This is a genomic window from Desulfurivibrio modestus (genome assembly GCF_044068625.1).
Lineage (GTDB): Bacteria > Desulfobacterota > Desulfobulbia > Desulfobulbales > Desulfurivibrionaceae > Desulfurivibrio.
The window spans coordinates 13,785-30,551 of the sequence record NZ_JBIPKH010000004.1 but is presented as its reverse complement, the minus strand read 5'-3'; the positions used below and the strand labels follow the sequence as shown (position 1 = coordinate 30,551).

Annotated in this window: 14 protein-coding genes; 7 read left to right on the top strand and 7 right to left on the bottom strand. The window is 61.7% G+C overall.

The window, feature by feature from the left end:
* Nucleotides 1-158: 158 nt before the first annotated feature.
* The 3 genes from ACHHRT_RS03930 (at nucleotide 159) to ACHHRT_RS03920 (ending at nucleotide 2,902) form a co-directional block, all read left to right on the top strand.
* Nucleotides 159-569, top strand: coding sequence for a single-stranded DNA-binding protein (locus tag ACHHRT_RS03930; protein ID WP_395497907.1), 411 nt, complete (start codon nucleotides 159-161; stop codon nucleotides 567-569).
* 93 nt (nucleotides 570-662) lie between these two features.
* Complete coding sequence (locus ACHHRT_RS03925) at nucleotides 663-1,961, top strand: radical SAM protein (protein WP_395497905.1); 1,299 nt, start codon at nucleotides 663-665, stop codon at nucleotides 1,959-1,961.
* Nucleotides 1,958-2,902, top strand: coding sequence for a cation diffusion facilitator family transporter (locus ACHHRT_RS03920; protein ID WP_395497903.1), 945 nt, complete (start codon nucleotides 1,958-1,960; stop codon nucleotides 2,900-2,902). Before ACHHRT_RS03925 ends, ACHHRT_RS03920 begins: the two co-directional genes overlap by 4 nt.
* A 36-nt stretch (nucleotides 2,903-2,938) precedes the next feature.
* Here ACHHRT_RS03920 and ACHHRT_RS03915 read toward each other — a convergent pair whose 3' ends face one another.
* Nucleotides 2,939-3,949: a tRNA dihydrouridine synthase gene (locus ACHHRT_RS03915; protein ID WP_395497901.1), complete on the bottom strand. Its 1,011-nt coding sequence runs from the start codon at nucleotides 3,947-3,949 to the stop codon at nucleotides 2,939-2,941.
* A 248-nt stretch (nucleotides 3,950-4,197) separates the two neighbouring features.
* Between ACHHRT_RS03915 and ACHHRT_RS03910 the strand changes: the two genes are divergently transcribed.
* From ACHHRT_RS03910 to ACHHRT_RS03895, 4 genes are all read left to right on the top strand, one after another.
* Nucleotides 4,198-5,850, top strand: a complete 1,653-nt coding sequence (locus tag ACHHRT_RS03910) for an ammonia-forming cytochrome c nitrite reductase subunit c552 (RefSeq protein WP_395497899.1) — start codon at nucleotides 4,198-4,200, stop codon at nucleotides 5,848-5,850.
* A 107-nt stretch (nucleotides 5,851-5,957) separates the two neighbouring features.
* Nucleotides 5,958-6,539, top strand: coding sequence for a hypothetical protein (locus tag ACHHRT_RS03905; protein WP_395497897.1), 582 nt, complete (start codon nucleotides 5,958-5,960; stop codon nucleotides 6,537-6,539).
* 64 nt (nucleotides 6,540-6,603) lie between these two features.
* Nucleotides 6,604-8,100 carry an ammonia-forming cytochrome c nitrite reductase subunit c552 gene (locus tag ACHHRT_RS03900; RefSeq protein ID WP_395497895.1) on the top strand — a complete coding sequence of 499 codons (1,497 nt, stop codon included), beginning with the start codon at nucleotides 6,604-6,606 and terminating at the stop codon, nucleotides 8,098-8,100.
* Nucleotides 8,101-8,179: 79 nt separating this feature from the next.
* Nucleotides 8,180-8,650, top strand: coding sequence for a NapC/NirT family cytochrome c (locus tag ACHHRT_RS03895; protein WP_395497893.1), 471 nt, complete (start codon nucleotides 8,180-8,182; stop codon nucleotides 8,648-8,650).
* Between the two features lie 88 nt (nucleotides 8,651-8,738).
* On the opposite strand, the gene clpB is transcribed toward ACHHRT_RS03895, so the two are convergent.
* From clpB to grpE, 6 genes are all read right to left on the bottom strand, one after another.
* Nucleotides 8,739-11,333: an ATP-dependent chaperone ClpB gene (gene clpB / locus ACHHRT_RS03890; RefSeq protein ID WP_395497891.1), complete on the bottom strand. Its 2,595-nt coding sequence runs from the start codon at nucleotides 11,331-11,333 to the stop codon at nucleotides 8,739-8,741.
* 223 nt (nucleotides 11,334-11,556) lie between these two features.
* Nucleotides 11,557-12,603 carry a GGDEF domain-containing protein gene (locus ACHHRT_RS03885; protein WP_395497889.1) on the bottom strand — a complete coding sequence of 349 codons (1,047 nt, stop codon included), beginning with the start codon at nucleotides 12,601-12,603 and terminating at the stop codon, nucleotides 11,557-11,559.
* A 193-nt stretch (nucleotides 12,604-12,796) separates the two neighbouring features.
* On the bottom strand, nucleotides 12,797-13,057 hold the full coding sequence (locus ACHHRT_RS03880) for a lipopolysaccharide assembly protein LapA domain-containing protein (RefSeq protein ID WP_395497886.1): 261 nt from the start codon (nucleotides 13,055-13,057) through the stop codon (nucleotides 12,797-12,799).
* Nucleotides 13,058-13,070: 13 nt separating this feature from the next.
* On the bottom strand, nucleotides 13,071-14,036 hold the full coding sequence (trpS, locus tag ACHHRT_RS03875; RefSeq protein ID WP_395497884.1) for a tryptophan--tRNA ligase: 966 nt from the start codon (nucleotides 14,034-14,036) through the stop codon (nucleotides 13,071-13,073).
* 141 nt (nucleotides 14,037-14,177) lie between these two features.
* Nucleotides 14,178-16,100, bottom strand: a complete 1,923-nt coding sequence (gene dnaK, locus ACHHRT_RS03870; RefSeq protein WP_395497882.1) for a molecular chaperone DnaK — start codon at nucleotides 16,098-16,100, stop codon at nucleotides 14,178-14,180.
* A gap of 60 nt (nucleotides 16,101-16,160) precedes the next feature.
* Nucleotides 16,161-16,745, bottom strand: a complete 585-nt coding sequence (grpE, locus tag ACHHRT_RS03865) for a nucleotide exchange factor GrpE (protein ID WP_395497880.1) — start codon at nucleotides 16,743-16,745, stop codon at nucleotides 16,161-16,163.
* Nucleotides 16,746-16,767: the final 22 nt, after the last annotated feature.

The following is a 16,767-nucleotide window of genomic DNA, read 5'->3' as shown; positions in this document are numbered from 1 at the left end:
AATTTACCAGTGATAGGGGGGAGGGTCAAATATTATCCTTGGCCCACCACGTGGCGGCAGAGCCGGGGTTGATTATACAAGTTGACAGTCGATCAGCCCTTTCTTAGAATGCCCGGATCTTCCATCAATTCCATCGACCAAGTCAGCGAGGAGCAATCATGATCAACAAAGCTATTCTTATCGGTAACTTGGGGGCCGACCCCGAAGTCCGCTACACCCAGAGCGGCGATGCCGTCGCCTCCTTCCGGATCGCCACCACCGAAACCTGGAAAAAGCAGGACGGCAGCAAGGAGGAGCAGACCGAATGGCACCGGATCGTGGCCTTCAAGCGCCTGGGGGAGATCTGCGGCGAATACCTCTCCAAAGGGTCCCGGGTTTATATCGAGGGGCGCATTCAGACCCGGAAGTGGCAGGACAAGGATGGGGCGGAACGTTACACCACTGAAATCGTGGCCCGGGAGATGAAAATGCTCTCGCCCAAGGGCGGCAGTGGCGGCGGCTACGGTTCCCAGGCCGGCGATGAACCCCCCTTCCCCGAACCCTCCATGGGTGACGACGTCCCCTTCTGATTCGGACCACGGGCCGACAGCTTTGAATCTTACCAGGAGGAGTTGCTGCCGACTCCTGCCATGCGGGACCAGCACCGGAGCCAAACCGTTAAAATGCCTCGTCCATCCCGGCCCGATAAAACTCCCAGTCTGGTTTATGCCGATGCCGCCGGCCGGATCAAGGATCTGCCCGACCTGCTGATGGCCGGCCGCAGCGGCGGCGATTTCCAGCTTCCCGCCCTGGAAACCCTGATCCCGCTGCCGGCCGGCAGCGAACTTTTTGTTCTCCCGGATCGGCATCCGGTGGGGTTTGACCCGGTCAGCGGCGAGCCCCTGCTGCTGGAGGAAGATCCCCAACAGCCCGGAGCCCCGGTCCAGGCGGTGGCCGCCTTTATGGCCCCGGCCCACACCTCCGTCCTCTGGGCCGCATATCAGAAAATCAATGACCAGGCCCCGGCCCTGCCCCTCTTCGCCTACACGGCGGTGGGCTGGCACCGGGGCAGGTTCTGGGTCTGTGCCTGGCGCAGCGACCATGATCGCCGCCAGGAGCCCAACCGTTACCGGCCCCGGGAGATCAGCCGCCAAACCCGGCGCCGGCTGGCGGCCCGGCCCGACAACCGCCTGATCCAGCATCTGGGCAAATGCTCCCTCACCTATGGCTGCCCGGCGGCGGTCAACTATTTCATGGATCGCTGGGAAGCCCCCCTGCCCACTTCGCCCGTTTGCAACGCCCGCTGTCTGGGCTGTATCTCCCTGCAGCCCTCGGGCTGCTGCCCCTCCACCCAGGAACGGATCGCTTTCGTGCCCACTCCGGCCGAGATCGCCGAAATCGCGACCAGCCACCTGGAAAAGACCGGGCATGTGGTCAGTTTCGGCCAGGGTTGCGAAGGGGAACCCCTGCTCCAGGCCGAAGTGATCGCCGAAGCAATCAGCAGGATTCGGCGCCGCACCCAACGGGGCCGGATCAACTGCAACACCAATGCCGGGCGGCCCGAGGCGGTGGCCCGTTTAAGCGCCGCCGGCCTGGACGCCATCCGGGTCAGTCTCAACAGCGCCCAGGAGCGATACCACCAGCGTTACTACCGGCCGCTGGATTTCAACCTGACCCAGGTCAAAGAGTCCATCGACCTGATGAAGAGGGACGGGAAATTCGTCTCTTTGAACTACTTTGTCCTGCCGGGTTTTTCCGATGATCCGACGGAGTTTGAGGCCCTGTGCGAGCTGATCGCCCGCCACCGGCCCGACTTTATCCAGTTGCGCAACCTCAATATGGACATGGACTGGTATCTGGACGCCCTTGAGTTTCAAGCCACCGGTCCCGCCATGGGGATTGCCCCCTGGCACAGGGCCCTGGTCCAAAAGTTCCCCCACCTGGAGTTCGGCTACTTCAACCCGCCTGGTAGACAGAAATGAGCGGCGAGCAACTCCAGGAAAACGCCCGGCTGCTGAAGCTGGTGACCGCCGCTTCGGTGGCCACCGCCCTGATCCTGATCACCGTCAAGCTGGTGGCCTGGCACCTCACCGGGGCGGCCAGCCTGCTGGCCTCGCTGGTGGACTCCCTGATGGACCTGGCCGCCTCGGCCATCAACCTGCTGGCCGTCCGCTATTCCCTTAAGGGGGCGGACCGGGACCACCGCTTCGGCCATGGCAAAGCGGAATCCCTGGCCGGACTGGCCCAGGCCTCATTCATCGCCGGCAGCGCCGTTTTCCTGGCCATCTATACCGTCAACCGGCTGCTCAACCCCCGTGATCTCGACAACCTGGATGCCGGGCTGGGGGTGATGATCTTCGCCCTGGCGTTGACCATCGCCCTGGTGATCTTCCAGCGGCGGGTGGTGCGCCGCACCGGCTCGGTGGCGATCAAGGCCGACTCCCTCCATTATGTCACCGACATCCTGGCCAGCCTGGTGACCATCGCCGCCCTGCTGCTGGCCCAACAGGGCTGGTTGCGGGCCGATCCGCTGCTGGCCCTGGGGATCGCTCTTTATATTCTGTACAGCGCCGGCAAAATCGTCCATGAGGCGATCCAGCATCTGATGGACCGGGAACTGGCCGAAGAGATCAAAAGCCGGATCCGGGAGATCGCCTTGTCCGAGGAGCGGGTCCTGGGCTTTCACGATCTGCGCACCCGCCAGTCGGGCCAGACCAAGATCATCCAGTTTCATCTGGACCTGGCCGCCCACCTGCCGCTGTTCGAAGCCCACGCCATCTGCCGCCGGATCCAACGACGGCTGGAAGCCACCTTTCCCGGGGCCGACATCACCATCCATCAGGACCCGGCCAACCTCTGCACTCCCTGGCAAACCACCGGCCACAACCCATCTTGCGGCCACCGATCCGGCTCCCACGGTTAGACCGCGCTTCGTCGACTCGCCCGCCCCCGGCCTGGTCTACTGGCTGTTCTGCTGGAAGAATTCAGCCGCGCGCTCAACGGCCTGCTCCATGGTCTCACTGGCCTGGACCTTCGCGGCCAGCCAATGGCCGAAGCGGTAGTTGCGGGCGTAATAGTGGGTGAACTCCTTGAGGCGGCCCAGGCGGCGCTCGGGGGGGAAACTCTCCTCCAGCAAGGCGATGAAGCGGCGGTAAAGGGCGGGCCGGTCGGGCTCCGGGGCGGGCGGATAACCGCAATAAGCGGCAATCTCCCGGAAAATCCAGGGATGGGTGGCGGCGGCCCGGCCGATCATCAAACCATCGGCCCCGGTTGTCGCCAGGCATTCGGCTGCTTCGGCCACCGAAAAGATGCCGCCGTTGGCCACCACCGGGATCTTAAGCCACGATTTAACCCTGGCCACCCACTCCCAGCGGGGCTTGCGACCAAACGACTCTCCCCGCAGCCGGGCATGGACGGTCACCAGATCGATCCCCTCCCCCTCCAGCATCAGGCAGAAATCCCGCAACCGGCGGGGATCCAGCTCCTCCCCCAGGCGAATCTTGGCGCTGAGGGGCAAACCGGTGCGCCGCCGCACCTCCCGCACCAGACGACCGACGGCGGCCGGTTCCTCCATCAGCCGGCTGCCGCCTCCCAGCCGACGAATCTCCGGAGCGGGACAACCCAGATTGAGATCGATGGCCTCGGCCCCCAGCCGATGCAGGGTCTCCACCGCCGGCGCCGCGTCCTCCCGGCGAATCAGCAGCAACTGATAGGCCAGGGGGCGCTCGCTCTCGTGGCGAATCAGGTAGGGAGAGAGGCGGGGATTATCGTGGGGCAGCCTTTTGGCCGCCAACATTTCGGTGGTCAAGAGTCCCACTCCCCCCAGCTCCAACAGCAGCCGCCGCAGGGCCGAGTGGGTCAGGCCGGCCATGGGGGCCAGCAGCAGGGGCGGATCGATCTCCAAACCGGCAAAGTGCAGGGCCGCCAACCCCCTTGGCTGTTGCCGCTTTTCCTTACAACCATTCGTCATTTGACTTTTACCAAAAGCAGGTGATACACCAGACTGTAAACTGAGACCTTTAGGATTGCGCGCCAGGATTAATTCTAACTATACAGTAATACGTAAAAAGTTCCCGGCCGGCAAACAATTTACCCCATGTTTACCACATCTTTACGGCTAAACCGAATAATATGGAGATGGAAAATGAGAGAGGATGGCGGGGGGGAGGGAGTTTCTCCGCCGCCAAGATAACTGTTCAAAACCGGTAGGAGGTTAACATGAACAGCAAGCGCAAGTCTCTTCGGGCAGTGTTTTCCGCCCTGGCCGTGGCGGGGGGAATCGGGCTGATCAGCGCCGCCGGGGTCCAGGCGGCGGTCAAGCCGGTAAACATCGACACCTGCTACCAGTGCCACGGCAACATCAAGGAGTTTCACCTCAGCGGCAAACATGCCGGCATCAACTGCGGTTACTGCCACAGCGAAACCGATCAGCACCTGCGAGGGCCGATGAACAAACCGGTCACCTCGGTGGATCAGCGCACCTGCGGTCAATGCCACGCCGAACAGTTCAACTCCATGCTCCAGGTCAACTGGGAGCGGGAGCCCAAACATGAAAAGGCCAACCCCACCGGCCGCACCTCCCGTTACGACAGCCTGATGAAGCCCCACGGTTTTACCCGTGAACACGCCGAACCCCGCAGCCATGTCTTCATGCTGGTTGACCATCTCCTGGTGGATCGGGCCTACGGCGGCCGCTTCCAGCTCAAGAGCTGGGAGCTGATCGGCGATGGCGCCGCCGCCCAACGGGGAGCCTGGGAAGTGCTTTATGATGTTGAGCCGGAAACCAACAACCAGAAACCCTTTATGCAGATGACCGCCACCGCGGCCAACCCGGTCTGCATGTTCTGTAAATCCCAGGACAACATCCTCAACTGGGCCTACATGGGTGACCCCCATCCCAAGGCCAAGTGGGATCGGACCTCCAACGTGGTGGATTTCGCCCGCAGCCTGAACCATGCCCTGAACTGCTTCACCTGCCACGATCCCCACTCCACCCAGCCCCGGATCACCCGTGACGCCCAGATTCAGGCCATCGTCGACCGGGGCGAGGGCACCTATCCTCATGATCCGGAGAAGAGCCAGCGGATCACCGTGGAAAAGGTTGAATTCCGCGGCGGCTACCGGGCCATCGGCCTGCTCAGCCAGCCCGACTCCACCATGATGTGCGCCCAATGCCACGTGGAGTACAACTGCAACCCCGGCATCGACGCCGAAACCGGCAAACCGGTTACCATGGCCGATCAGCGGACCAACCTGATGCAGTGGTCCAATGTTTTTGACTACAACCGCCGGATGTACGAGGAGTTCAAGTTCATCGACTTCCGCAATGCCGTCACCGGCGCCGACCAGATGAAGCTGCAGCACCCGGAAACGGAAACGTTCTGGGACTCCAAGCATGAAAGGGCCGGAGTGGAATGCAAGGATTGCCATATGCCGCGGCTGGTCTCCAAGGCCGGAGTCGAATACACCTCCCACTTCCAGACCAGCCCCCGCTACAATCTCCAGGCCACCTGCCTGAAGTGCCACAGCGAATGGAACGAAGAGCGCGCCCTCTACACCATTGGAGCCATCAAAGCTTACACCCGGGGCAAGATCAACAAGGCGGAATTCTGGCTCAACGAGTTGATCGACACCTTCGTCCGGGCCCAGGATCTGGGAGTACCCGAGCAGGTGCTGGCCGAAGCCCGCAAGCACCACACCGAAGCCAACACCCATTGGGAATGGTGGGTGGCCGAGAACTCCGACGGCTTCCACAACCCGCAACAGGCCCGCAAGTCGCTGACCCACTCGATGACCGAATCCCAGAAAGGGATCGCCATCCTCAACAAGGGGATCGAAGAGCGGCGCCAGACCATTGCCAAGATGCGCTAATCCCACCATCAACCACAACTTAACGGAGGGCGGGCGGGAGAGGTCATCCCACCCGCTCTCCATCCAGCCCAGCAATCGCCGCCGGCCAACGAGGAAATTTTTTTGAGATGAAAAACCTGATCGCGATTTTACTGCTGACCCTCCTGGCTGCCGGCTGTGGCCAGGAAAAGCGGGAAGTAATCGGGACCAATGCCGGGCCGCCTCCCGCCGATGGCCACCTTGTCCAGGTGGGGGAAAGTTTCATCACCAGTCAGGATCTGGCCAATGAGCTGGCCGGCATGCCGGCCAGCCGCCGGCTCAACTACACCGTACCCGGCGGCGAGGAGCGCCTGCTGGATGAGATGATTAAACGGGAGATGTTCCGCCAGGAGGCCATTGCCGCCGGCCTGGATCAAAGTCCGGCCTACCGGCAGCGGGTGGAGTATCTGAGCCGCCTGGCCCTGGTGGAGATGTTTCTGGAGGAGAAGATCCAGGATGGGATCACGATCAGCGACCGGGAGGTTCGGGAGTATTACGAGGAACATCAGACCGACGAATTCACCAACCCCGTCAGCGGCGAAATCATGCCTCTTACCAGTGTGCGGGAAAATATCCGCCGCTTTCTGGTCATGGAAAAACAGCGTGAGCTCTTCGACGCCTTTCTTGAAGAGTTGATGGCCAAATATGTGGTCAAGCTGGCCAGCGAGTAAGCAACCATCACCATCCGCCGAATTGGCTTGATGGTGCTTATCAAACCAAAGGAGAGAGTTTATCATGAAGAAAAAACTGTTCGCAATCAGCGCCGCGGCCCTGCTGCTGGTGCCGGTGACGGCGGCCCTGGCGGCTGCCCCGGACTTGGGGGAGGGCAACCTCAAGTTCAAAAACCTGCCCCAGTACAAGTCCTACCTGAAAAACAACGAATCCACCCAAATGACCGAGTATGCGGGCTCGGTGCCCCACGACAAGCATGACGGCATCAATCCCCTGCCCGTGGGCTACAAGCACGCCCAGCCCTATCTGAAGAACCTGTGGCTGGGCTATCCCTTCAGCTACGAATACAAGCGGGCCCGGGGCCACTCCAACGCCCTGGAAGACATTATGCATATCGACCGGGTGGACCGTTACAGCGAGCAGGCCGGCTTGCCCGCCACCTGCTGGAACTGCAAGACCACCGCCATGCCCGATCTGCTCAAAACCCACGGCGATGCCTTCTGGTCCTCCAACTTCCACGACTACCGGACCCAACTCGATTACGAAAAGCACTCCATCGGTTGCCAAAACTGCCATGATCCGGAAAACAAGATGGAGCTGGTAATCACCAGCGTGCCCCTCTCCGAGGCCCTGGCCCGGCAGGGCAAGGACTGGCGAGAGGCCTCCCGGGACGAGATGCGTTCCCTGGTCTGCGCCCAATGCCACAACGAGTACTACTTTGAAACCAAGGATCACGGAGTGGCGGCCAAGCCCCACCTGCCCTGGGACAAGGGGCTGAACCCGGAGCAGATGTATGAGTTCTATGCCGACGGCCAGGCCAACCCCGACGGGTTCAAGGGGGCCTTTGTCGATTGGACCCACGCGGTCTCCAAGACCCGGATGATCAAGACCCAGCACCCCGAATATGAGATGTTCCACGACAGCGTCCACGCCGCCGCCGGGGTAACCTGCGCCGATTGTCACATGCCGCGGGTCAAGATCGGCACCAACGTCACCATCAGCTCCCACCACTGGACCTCCCCCCTCAAGAGCGAGGAGGGGATCAAGGCCGCCTGCCTGACCTGCCATGCCGACAAGACCCCCGACTGGATGCGCAACCGGGTGGAGTATCACCAGCAGCGGGTCTGGCGCCAGCTCAATATCGCCCAGGAGAAATCGGTGCGGGCCCACGAAGCGGTGCGCCAGGCCATGGAACACCCGGGGGTGAACCAGAAGATTCTGGCCGAAGCCCGGGAGATGGTGCGCAAGGGCCAGTGGTTCTGGGATTATGTTTCGGCTGAAAACTCCGCCGGCTTCCATAATCCCACCAAGGCCATGGACACCCTGGCCAAATCCCAGCAGTACAGCGACCAGGCGGTGCAACTGGCGATCCGCGCCACCAATTACGCCATCGCCGCCAAGCTTGATGCCCCGATCCAGGAGCTGGTGCCGCCAATCATGGAGCACAGCCGTAAGCTTCAGCAGAGCCAGGCCCACCTGGACTCCCATCCGTGGCTGAAGTATCTGCCCAAACTCCCGGAAGCCGAGCTGGTCTGGGACGGCAACAAGAAACTGCGCTAAGCCCTCAAGGGCCGGCGGAACTTTGCAATTATGAGGGGAACGAACCTGTGGCCGGGTTCTTCCCCCAGGGAGCCGAAATATGAACAAACTAAGCCAGAAGGCCTGGATAATTGTGGGCGTGGCCGCCCTGGTTATCGTGATAGCCGGTAGCGTCATGGCCCGGAAAACTTCCTCGGACAGCTTCTGCATCAGCTGCCACGCCTACGAGAAGGTTTCCTGGGACCATGGCGATCATCCCTATGTGGGCTGCATCTCCTGCCATACCAAGGGTACCATCACCGATAAAACCAAGGGGCTGCGCAAGAGCTACCTGACCCTCAGCGGCCAGGTAAACCCCCATAACGACAAACTTCCCAGTTACAAGGAGGCGATCACCGACAACTGTGTCGGCTGCCACATGACCGAGGAGATCCTGGAGAGCCGGCCGGTCTTCAAAGAGCGGCACGAGGAGTACCGCAAATACGCGGTGGGCTGCGTGGAGTGCCACGAGCCCGGTCACGCCAAAAGAATGCGGGAGCAGCGCAACGTCCCCAGCCGCTGGAATCTGTAGCTGGCCAGCGGGCCCCGGCCCGGTAAAAAAAGCCCATGCTTCCCCGTCGCGGGGAGCATGGGCTTTTTTTTCGCGATGGGGCGAACCCTTATCCTTTACTGAAACTCAAGGCCGAAGAACCCGCCGGTCGGTCGATGCGAATGGTATCGCCTTCGGCAAAGCCGCCCTCCAGGATCTTCATGGCCAGGGCATCCTGAATATGGCGTTGGATCGCCCGCTTCAAGGGGCGAGCGCCAAAGCTGGGGTCGTAGCCCACTTCGATCAGGAACTCCCTGGCCGCCTCGGTCAGCTCGATCTGGAAGTGCTGGTCGGCCAGGCGCCGGGTGAGAAGTTCCAGCTGGATCTCGACAATCCGCCCCAGATCCTGGCGGCTCAAGGCGTGGAAGATGATGATCTCGTCGATCCGGTTTAAAAACTCGGGCCTGAACTGGGCATGCAGGATCTCGTCGATCCGGGCCTTGATCTCCTCGCGCCGCTCCTCGCCCAGATCCATGATCAACTGACTGCCCAGGTTGGAGGTCATGATCAGGATGGTGTTCTTGAAGTCCACCGTTCGTCCCTGGCCATCGGTCATCCGGCCGTCGTCGAGGATCTGAAGCAGGACGTTGAAGACATCGGGATGGGCCTTTTCGATCTCGTCAAAGAGAATCACCGAATAGGGCCTGCGCCGCACCGCCTCGGTGAGGTAGCCCCCCTCCTCGTAACCGACGTAGCCGGGAGGGGCCCCGATCAGCCGGGCCACCGAGTGTTTCTCCATGAACTCCGACATATCGAGGCGAATCATCGCCTTCTCGCTGTCGAAGAGAAAGGCGGCCAGACTGCGGGCCAGCTCGGTCTTGCCCACCCCGGTGGGACCCAGGAAGATAAAGGAACCCAAGGGCCGGTTGGGGTCCTGGAGTCCGGCCCGGGCCCGGCGCACCGCGTTGGCGATGGCGGCGATCGCTTCCTGCTGGCCCACCACCCGGCGGGCCAGCTCCCGGTCGGCCGCCACCAGCTTCTCCTTCTCGCCTTCCAGCAGCCTGTCGGTGGGAATGCCGGTCCACTTGGCGACCACGGCGGCCACATCCTCCTCGTCCACCTCCTCCTTGAGCATCTTGCGATCCTGCTGAATCTCGGCCAACCGCTGGTTTTTAGCGGCCAACTCCTTCTCCAGCTCCACAATCCGGCCATAGCGGATCTCCGCCACCCGGCTGAGATCTCCCTGGCGCTCGGCCTGCTGCTCTTCGATCCGGGTTTCGTCGATTTTGGCCTTGATCGCCCGAATCTGCTGGATAGTCTCCTTTTCCAGGTTCCAGTGGCCCTTCATGCCGTTGAGGTTCTCGTTGCAGTCGGCCAGTTCCGCCTCCACCTTGGCCAGGCGCTCCTGGGAGGATTTATCGCTCTCCTTCCTGAGGGCCTCCCGCTCGATCTCCAGCATGATCTTTTTGCGTTCCACCTCATCAATCTCGGTTGGCATGGAATCGATCTCGATCCGCAGCCGCGAAGCCGCCTCGTCGATCAGGTCGATGGCCTTGTCGGGCAAAAAACGGTCGGTGATATAACGGTTGGAGAGCACGGCTGCGGCCACGGTGGCCGAATCCTTGATCCGCACCCCGTGGTGGACCTCATACTTCTCCTTGATTCCCCGCAGGATGGCGATGGTATCCTCGATGCTGGGCTCCCGGACCAGGACCTGCTGGAAACGGCGCTCCAAGGCGGCATCCTTTTCGATATACTTGCGATACTCGTTGAGGGTGGTGGCCCCGACGCAGTGCAGCTCCCCCCGGGCCAGGGCGGGCTTGAGCATATTGGAGGCGTCCATGGAGCCCTCGGCGGCCCCGGCCCCCACCAGGGTATGGATCTCGTCGATAAAGAGGATGATCTCCCCTTCCCGTTTCTGGATCTCCTTGAGTACCGCCTTGAGCCGATCCTCGAACTCGCCGCGGTATTTGGCCCCGGCCACCAAGGACCCCAGGTCCAGGGCGATCACCTGCTTGTTGCGCAGGGTGTCGGGGACATCGCCGTTGACGATCCGCTGGGCCAGCCCTTCGACGATGGCGGTCTTGCCCACTCCGGGCTCGCCGATCAGCACCGGATTGTTCTTGGTCCGCCGGGAGAGGACCTGGACCACCCTTCGGACCTCGTCATCGCGGCCGATCACCGGATCGAGCTTGCCCTGGCGGGCCACGTCGGTGAGGTTGCGGGCATACTTTTCCAGGGCCTGGTACTTGCCCTCGGGATTGGGGTCGGTGACCCGCTGACTACCCCGCACCGCCACCAGGGCCTTGAGAAAGGCATCCCGGCTGACCCCGGCCTTGATCAGGGCCCTGGCCGCGCCGGTATCCTTGTCATCGAGCAGGGCCAGGATCAGGTGTTCCTGGCCGACATACTCATCCTGCATTTCGGAGGCCACCTTGAAGGCGCGATCCAGCAAGCGCTGCAGGGAGGGGGAAGCGTAAAGCTGACCGGCCCCGCCGCCGCTGACCTTGGGCAGGCGCCCCAGCAAAGTCTCAACCTCGGCCGCCACCTGCTGCCGACCCACCCCCATCTTCTGCAGCACCGGGGCAATCACCCCCTCGGGCTGGTCCAGCAGGACCTTGAGCAGGTGCTCCGGCTGCAGCTCCTGATGCTGCAGATTCTGAGCCAGGCTCTGGGCCTCCTGGACCGCTTCCTGCGATTTCATGGTAAATTTGTCAAATTTCATCCCGATTCTCCCTTGCAAAGCATAAGTAGCCACGATCGACCCAAACGGACGCCGCTGATCGCTTATGGGAAGGTAAGAATGGCTCCCCAGCCTGTCAAGGAGGGGAAATCCGCCGGCGCCAGGTCGGGCCGCCCGGCGGATTCCTCGGATGGAGGGAGATGGGAGGGGGGTTGGGGTTGAGGAGGGATGGACAACCAGCCGGCGGCGGCCGGCCGGTCACCGGTTAGATATCCCCATTATCGAAACAGACCCAGCTGCTATCAGCACTCTTGGCCTCATACAGGGCTTCATCGGCCAGATGCAGCCACTCTTGCAGGGTTTGGCGGCGCCAGGGGGCGATACCGATGCTGATTCCCAGTTGATGCCGCTCCTCGGCCCCGAAACCCAACCCTTTAACCGCCTGCTGGATCCGCTCCGCCAATTTTTTGGCGGCCTCGGCATCACTATCGGGCAACACCAGAAGAAACTCATCGCCACCCATCCGCACCAGCAGGTCGCTGGTGCGAACCATGCTGCTCAGGGTAGCGGCAATCCGCACCAGGGCGCGGTCTCCCTCGGCGTGACCCTGGCTGTCGTTGAGCTGTTTAAAACAATCCAGATCCATGCTGAGCAGGGTCAGGGAATGACCGTAACGCCGGGAGGCCTCCATGATGGCCTCGATCCGTTCGTCAAAAACCCGACGATTGGCCAGCCCGGTGAGGGAATCCCGGCGGGCCTGCTCAAACAGGGTTTCATATTCCAGGGCCCGCTGCAGGGGCTCGGCCAGAATTTCCATGGTCCGGGCCAGCAGATCCACCCCCGGCTCGTCAATCCCGCCCCCCCGGCGCATCACCATCAACACCCCGCTCTCGGCCGGCAGATCAAGCTGCCAGCGGCAGCCGAAAAAGTCGCCCATCTTAAGACAAGGGGCCGCAGCATCGGCCGGCTCCCGGTTCAGCATGACCTTGGCGGCCCGGATAATCTTGCGCCGCACCGGACCATGGGAGGAGCAGATGATGTGCTCACGGCTGCCGTCGGCACTGCGAAAGGCCAGCAGGTCGTGCTCAACCCGGGGCATCAGCCAGACCGAGTAGGCCTCCAGCATCCCGCCCAGGTCGGTGGCCCGGGCCAGGCGGGCGTGCAGTTTATTGACCATGGCCAACCAGGCGCTCTGGCGCCGGTAATGGTCAAGCTGGCTTAAAAGAGTGTTGACCTCAGTTTCGCGGGCCGGGTAATCAAAACCGGCGAAGGGGACATTAGCTTCTTGCTGTATGGCGACGGCGGTGTTCATGGCACTCTCCCTTGCTCGTGGGGTTGTTGATCTTTGCCGGAAAACTCAAGCAAAACCCATGCCACGAGCCGCCGAAGGGCGTCAAAAAAGATTGACCAACAAAAACAATCGAAAAAATGGAGATAAAAGAAAATTCCCCAGCAGGGCCAGGGGCAGGGGTAGGCGGCAGAATTTGCCGCCCGGCAGGGGAAGATTATTGCGAGGGCGGCTCAATCTCCAGGTGTTTGAGACGGCGGTCCGAGCGGTGACCACTGAGGGCCAGGGAGATCAAGATGCCGATGGCGATCCCCGCCAGCAGGGTGATGGCCAACAGGGCGGCCCGGGGCATGATCACGGTGATAAAGAGAAACCGTACCTCCGTGGGCTCCACGTTCTGGATGATCAGCACCGCCACCAGCGCCACCAGCAGCAAAGCCAGCAGCAATTTGAATTTGCTCCGGGAATCTGCAAGCACAGCGATCTCCCCTTTAGTATTTCAGCCCCACCCGTTGGCGTACCAGCTCCAGGGTGGCGGCCGCTTTTTCCCGGGCTTTGACGGCACCCCGGCGCAAAATCTCCCGCACCGAACCAGGATCGGCCAGAAACTGGTCACGTCGCTCCCGGGCCTGCCGGAAATGTTCCCACAAAATCTCGGTCAATTCCAGCTTTATTTTGCCGTACATCGCCCCGCCGTTGACGTAGAGACCATGGACCTCGGCCAGGCGCTCCGGCGGCGCGAACAGCTTGTAGATATTGTAAAGATTGCACTTTTCCGGGTCTTTGGGCTGCTCCACCGGGGTGGAGTCGGTGACGATGGCCATCACCCGCTTCTTGAGCGCCTTGGCCTCCAGGAAGATGGGGATGGTGTTGCCGTAGGATTTGGACATTTTCTGGCCGTCCAGGCCGGGAACGGTGGCCAGTTTATCATCGATCACCGGTTCGGGCAGCACAAAGGTCTCCCCAAAGGTGCCGTTGAACTTACTGGCGATATCCCGGGCCACCTCCAGATGCTGCTTCTGATCCTTGCCCACCGGCACCCGCTGGGCCTGGTAGAGAAGGATGTCGGCGGCCATCAGCACCGGATAGGCAAAAAGCCCGTGGCTGGCGGCGATCCCCTTGGCGGTTTTATCCTTGTAGGAGTGGCAGCGCTCCAACAGCCCCATGGGGGTGATACAGGAGAGCACCCAGGTCAGCTCGGTCACCTCGGGCACGTCGGACTGAACCCAGAAAATGCAGCGCTCGGGGTCCAACCCCAGGGCCAGGAAATCGGTGGCTGCTTCCAAAGTGCCCGCCGCCAGGCGCTGGGCATCCTGGACCGAGGTCAGGGCGTGGAGATCGACGATGAAAGCGTACAGCTCATGCTCGGCCATGCTGGCAATCATCGGCTTCATCATGCCGAAGTAGTTACCAATATGCAGTTGCCCCGAAGGCTGGATGCCGGAAAGAATACGCATGCTGGCTCCTTTTAAAGAGGGAAAATGGAAAACGGTTGCGGGAAGGTAAAAAAAAACGGGGATGCCGGCAACGATTTTCTGCGCCCGCATCCCCGCCAGGAGGAGGAAAATTAAAAACCGTTCAGCGGCAAGGCCAAACCGTTACTTGACCTCTTCGTAGTCGGCATCGACCACGTCATCGTCATCCTTCTTGCCGCCGCCCGTACCGCCGTCCTCCGGACCGCCGCCGGCTTCCCCACCGGGACCTCCGGCCTGACCGCCAGCCTGGGCGTACATCATCTCGGCCAGCTTGTGGGAGGCCTGGGTCAGGCTCTCGGTACCCTTCTTGATCGCCTCGGCGTCATCGCCCTCCATCAATTTGCGCAGGGAAGCGATCTCGCTCTCCACCTTGCCCTTGGTTTCGGCATCCACCTTGTCGCCCAGATCCTTCAGGCTCTTCTCGGTGGCGTAGATCATGGAGTCGGCCTGATTGCGGGCCTCCACCAGCTCTTTGCGCTTGCGGTCCTCATCGGCATGGGCGTCGGCGTCCTTCTTCATCCGCTCGATCTCCTCCTGGGAGAGTCCGCTGGAGGCCTGAATCTTGATCGACTGCTCCTTGCCGGAGCCCATATCCTTGGCCGAAACATGGAGAATACCGTTGGCATCCAGATCGAAGGTCACCTCGATCTGGGGCACGCCCCGGGGGGCCGGCGGAATTTCGGCCAGATCGAAACGGCCGATGGTCTTGTTGTAGGAAGCCATCTCCCGCTCACCCTGGAGGACATGGATCGACACCGCCGGCTGGTTGTCGGCCGCGGTGGAGAAGATCTGGCTCTTCTTGGTGGGGATGGTGGTGTTCTTTTCGATCAGCTTGGTCATCACCCCACCCAGGGTCTCGATCCCCAACGAGAGCGGCGTGACATCCAGCAGCAGCACATCCTTAACATCGCCCTTGAGTACCCCGCCCTGGATGGCGGCGCCGATGGCCACCACCTCGTCGGGATTGACCCCCTTGTGGGGATCCTTGCCGAAGATCTCCTTGACCTTCTGCTGCACCTTGGGCATCCGGGTCATGCCGCCCACCAGAATCACCTCGTCGATATCGGAGGCACTCAGACCCGCGTCCTTGAGCGCGGTTTTACAGGGGGCGACGGTGCGCTCCACCAGATCCTCCACCAGGGACTCCAGCTTGGCCCGGCTCAGCTTGATATTGAGATGCTTGGGCCCGGAGGCGTCGGCGGTGATGAAGGGCAGGTTGACGCTGGTCTCCATGGTGGTGGAGAGTTCCTGCTTGGCCTTTTCCGCCTCCTCCCGCAGACGCTGGAGAGCCATCTTGTCCTGGCGCAGATCGATCCCCTGGTCGCGCTTGAACTCGTCGGCCAGCCAGTTGACGATCCGCATATCGAAATCTTCCCCGCCGAGGAAGGTGTCACCGTTGGTGGACTTAACCTCGAACACCCCGTCGCCGATCTCCAGGATCGAAACGTCGAAGGTACCGCCGCCCAGGTCGAAAACGGCAATCTTTTCCTCGCTCTTCTTGTCCAGGCCGTAGGCCAGGGAGGCGGCGGTGGGCTCGTTGATGATCCGCTGCACATTGAGGCCCGCGATCTTGCCGGCATCCTTGGTGGCCTGGCGCTGGGAGTCGTTGAAGTAGGCCGGAACGGTGATAACCGCGTCGGTGACCGGTTCGCCCAGGTACTCCTCGGCGGTCTGCTTCATCTTGGTCAGCACCATGGCGGCGATCTCCGCCGGGGCGTATTTCTTGCCGTCCACCTCGACGGCGGCATCGCCATCGCTGCCCTCAACGATCTTGAAGGGGCTGATCTCGATGCTCTTTTTCACCTCGGCGTCGGTGAACTTACGTCCGATCAGCCGCTTGATCGCATGCAGGGTCCGGGTGGGGTTGGTCACCGCCTGGCGTTTGGCCACCTGGCCCACCAGCCGTTCCCCGGCATCATTGAACGCCACCACCGACGGGGTGGTGCGATTACCTTCAACGTTGGTGATCACCTTGGGTTCACCGCCCTCCATGATCGCCACGCAGGAGTTGGTGGTGCCCAGGTCAATTCCGATTATTTTACCCATGATCAAATCTCCTTAAAAATGGATTCGCAAAACAGTTTTTCTGACTGATTCAACAACCTACTATTTGTCCGTCGCAGGGCCGCTGGAGACCACCACCTTGGCGGCCCGCAGCAGCCGGTCTTTATATAAATAACCTTTCTGAAACTCATTGAGGATGGTGTTGGCCGGAACCTCGGCGCTGGCCTCCATGGCCAGGGCTTCGTGGTAATTGGGATCGAAGGGTTCACCCTTGCCGGCCAGGGGTTTAAGGCCGAATTTTTCCAGGGTGGCCAACAGGCCGTGATAGGTCATCTCCACCCCTTCCAGCAGAGCGGAGGCGTCGGCGCTCTCCCGCCCCTGCTCCATGGCCCGCTCCAGATTGTCCACGGTGGGGAGCAGTTCCCGCAGCAGATTCTCCTCGGCGTATTTAAAATCGGTCTCCCGTTCCCGGCGAATCCGCTTTTTAAAGTTCTCAAACTCGGCGGCCAGGCGCAGCATCCGGTCTTCCAGGTCGCGGGCCTCACTGTGGGCCGCGCTCAACTGGCTGAGCAGATCCTCACCCTCACCGCCGGCCTGGTCCCGGCCCTGCTCCGACGCCTGCAATTCGTCGCCGCTTGCCGCCGTCGGGCTCTGCTCCCGCTCCCGGCCCTGCTCCTCGTGCTTCATCGACACAGCATCCTCCCTTGAG

Coding starts and splice junctions, on each gene's coding strand:
- ACHHRT_RS03930 (WP_395497907.1), top strand. CDS start 159: ATGATCAACAAAGCTATTCTTATCGGTAACTTGGGGGCCGACCCCGAA.
- ACHHRT_RS03925 (WP_395497905.1), top strand. CDS start 663: ATGCCTCGTCCATCCCGGCCCGATAAAACTCCCAGTCTGGTTTATGCC.
- ACHHRT_RS03920 (WP_395497903.1), top strand. CDS start 1,958: ATGAGCGGCGAGCAACTCCAGGAAAACGCCCGGCTGCTGAAGCTGGTG.
- ACHHRT_RS03915 (WP_395497901.1), bottom strand. CDS start 3,949: ATGACGAATGGTTGTAAGGAAAAGCGGCAACAGCCAAGGGGGTTGGCG.
- ACHHRT_RS03910 (WP_395497899.1), top strand. CDS start 4,198: ATGAACAGCAAGCGCAAGTCTCTTCGGGCAGTGTTTTCCGCCCTGGCC.
- ACHHRT_RS03905 (WP_395497897.1), top strand. CDS start 5,958: ATGAAAAACCTGATCGCGATTTTACTGCTGACCCTCCTGGCTGCCGGC.
- ACHHRT_RS03900 (WP_395497895.1), top strand. CDS start 6,604: ATGAAGAAAAAACTGTTCGCAATCAGCGCCGCGGCCCTGCTGCTGGTG.
- ACHHRT_RS03895 (WP_395497893.1), top strand. CDS start 8,180: ATGAACAAACTAAGCCAGAAGGCCTGGATAATTGTGGGCGTGGCCGCC.
- clpB (WP_395497891.1), bottom strand. CDS start 11,333: ATGAAATTTGACAAATTTACCATGAAATCGCAGGAAGCGGTCCAGGAG.
- ACHHRT_RS03885 (WP_395497889.1), bottom strand. CDS start 12,603: ATGAACACCGCCGTCGCCATACAGCAAGAAGCTAATGTCCCCTTCGCC.
- trpS (WP_395497884.1), bottom strand. CDS start 14,036: ATGCGTATTCTTTCCGGCATCCAGCCTTCGGGGCAACTGCATATTGGT.
- dnaK (WP_395497882.1), bottom strand. CDS start 16,100: ATGGGTAAAATAATCGGAATTGACCTGGGCACCACCAACTCCTGCGTG.
- grpE (WP_395497880.1), bottom strand. CDS start 16,745: ATGAAGCACGAGGAGCAGGGCCGGGAGCGGGAGCAGAGCCCGACGGCG.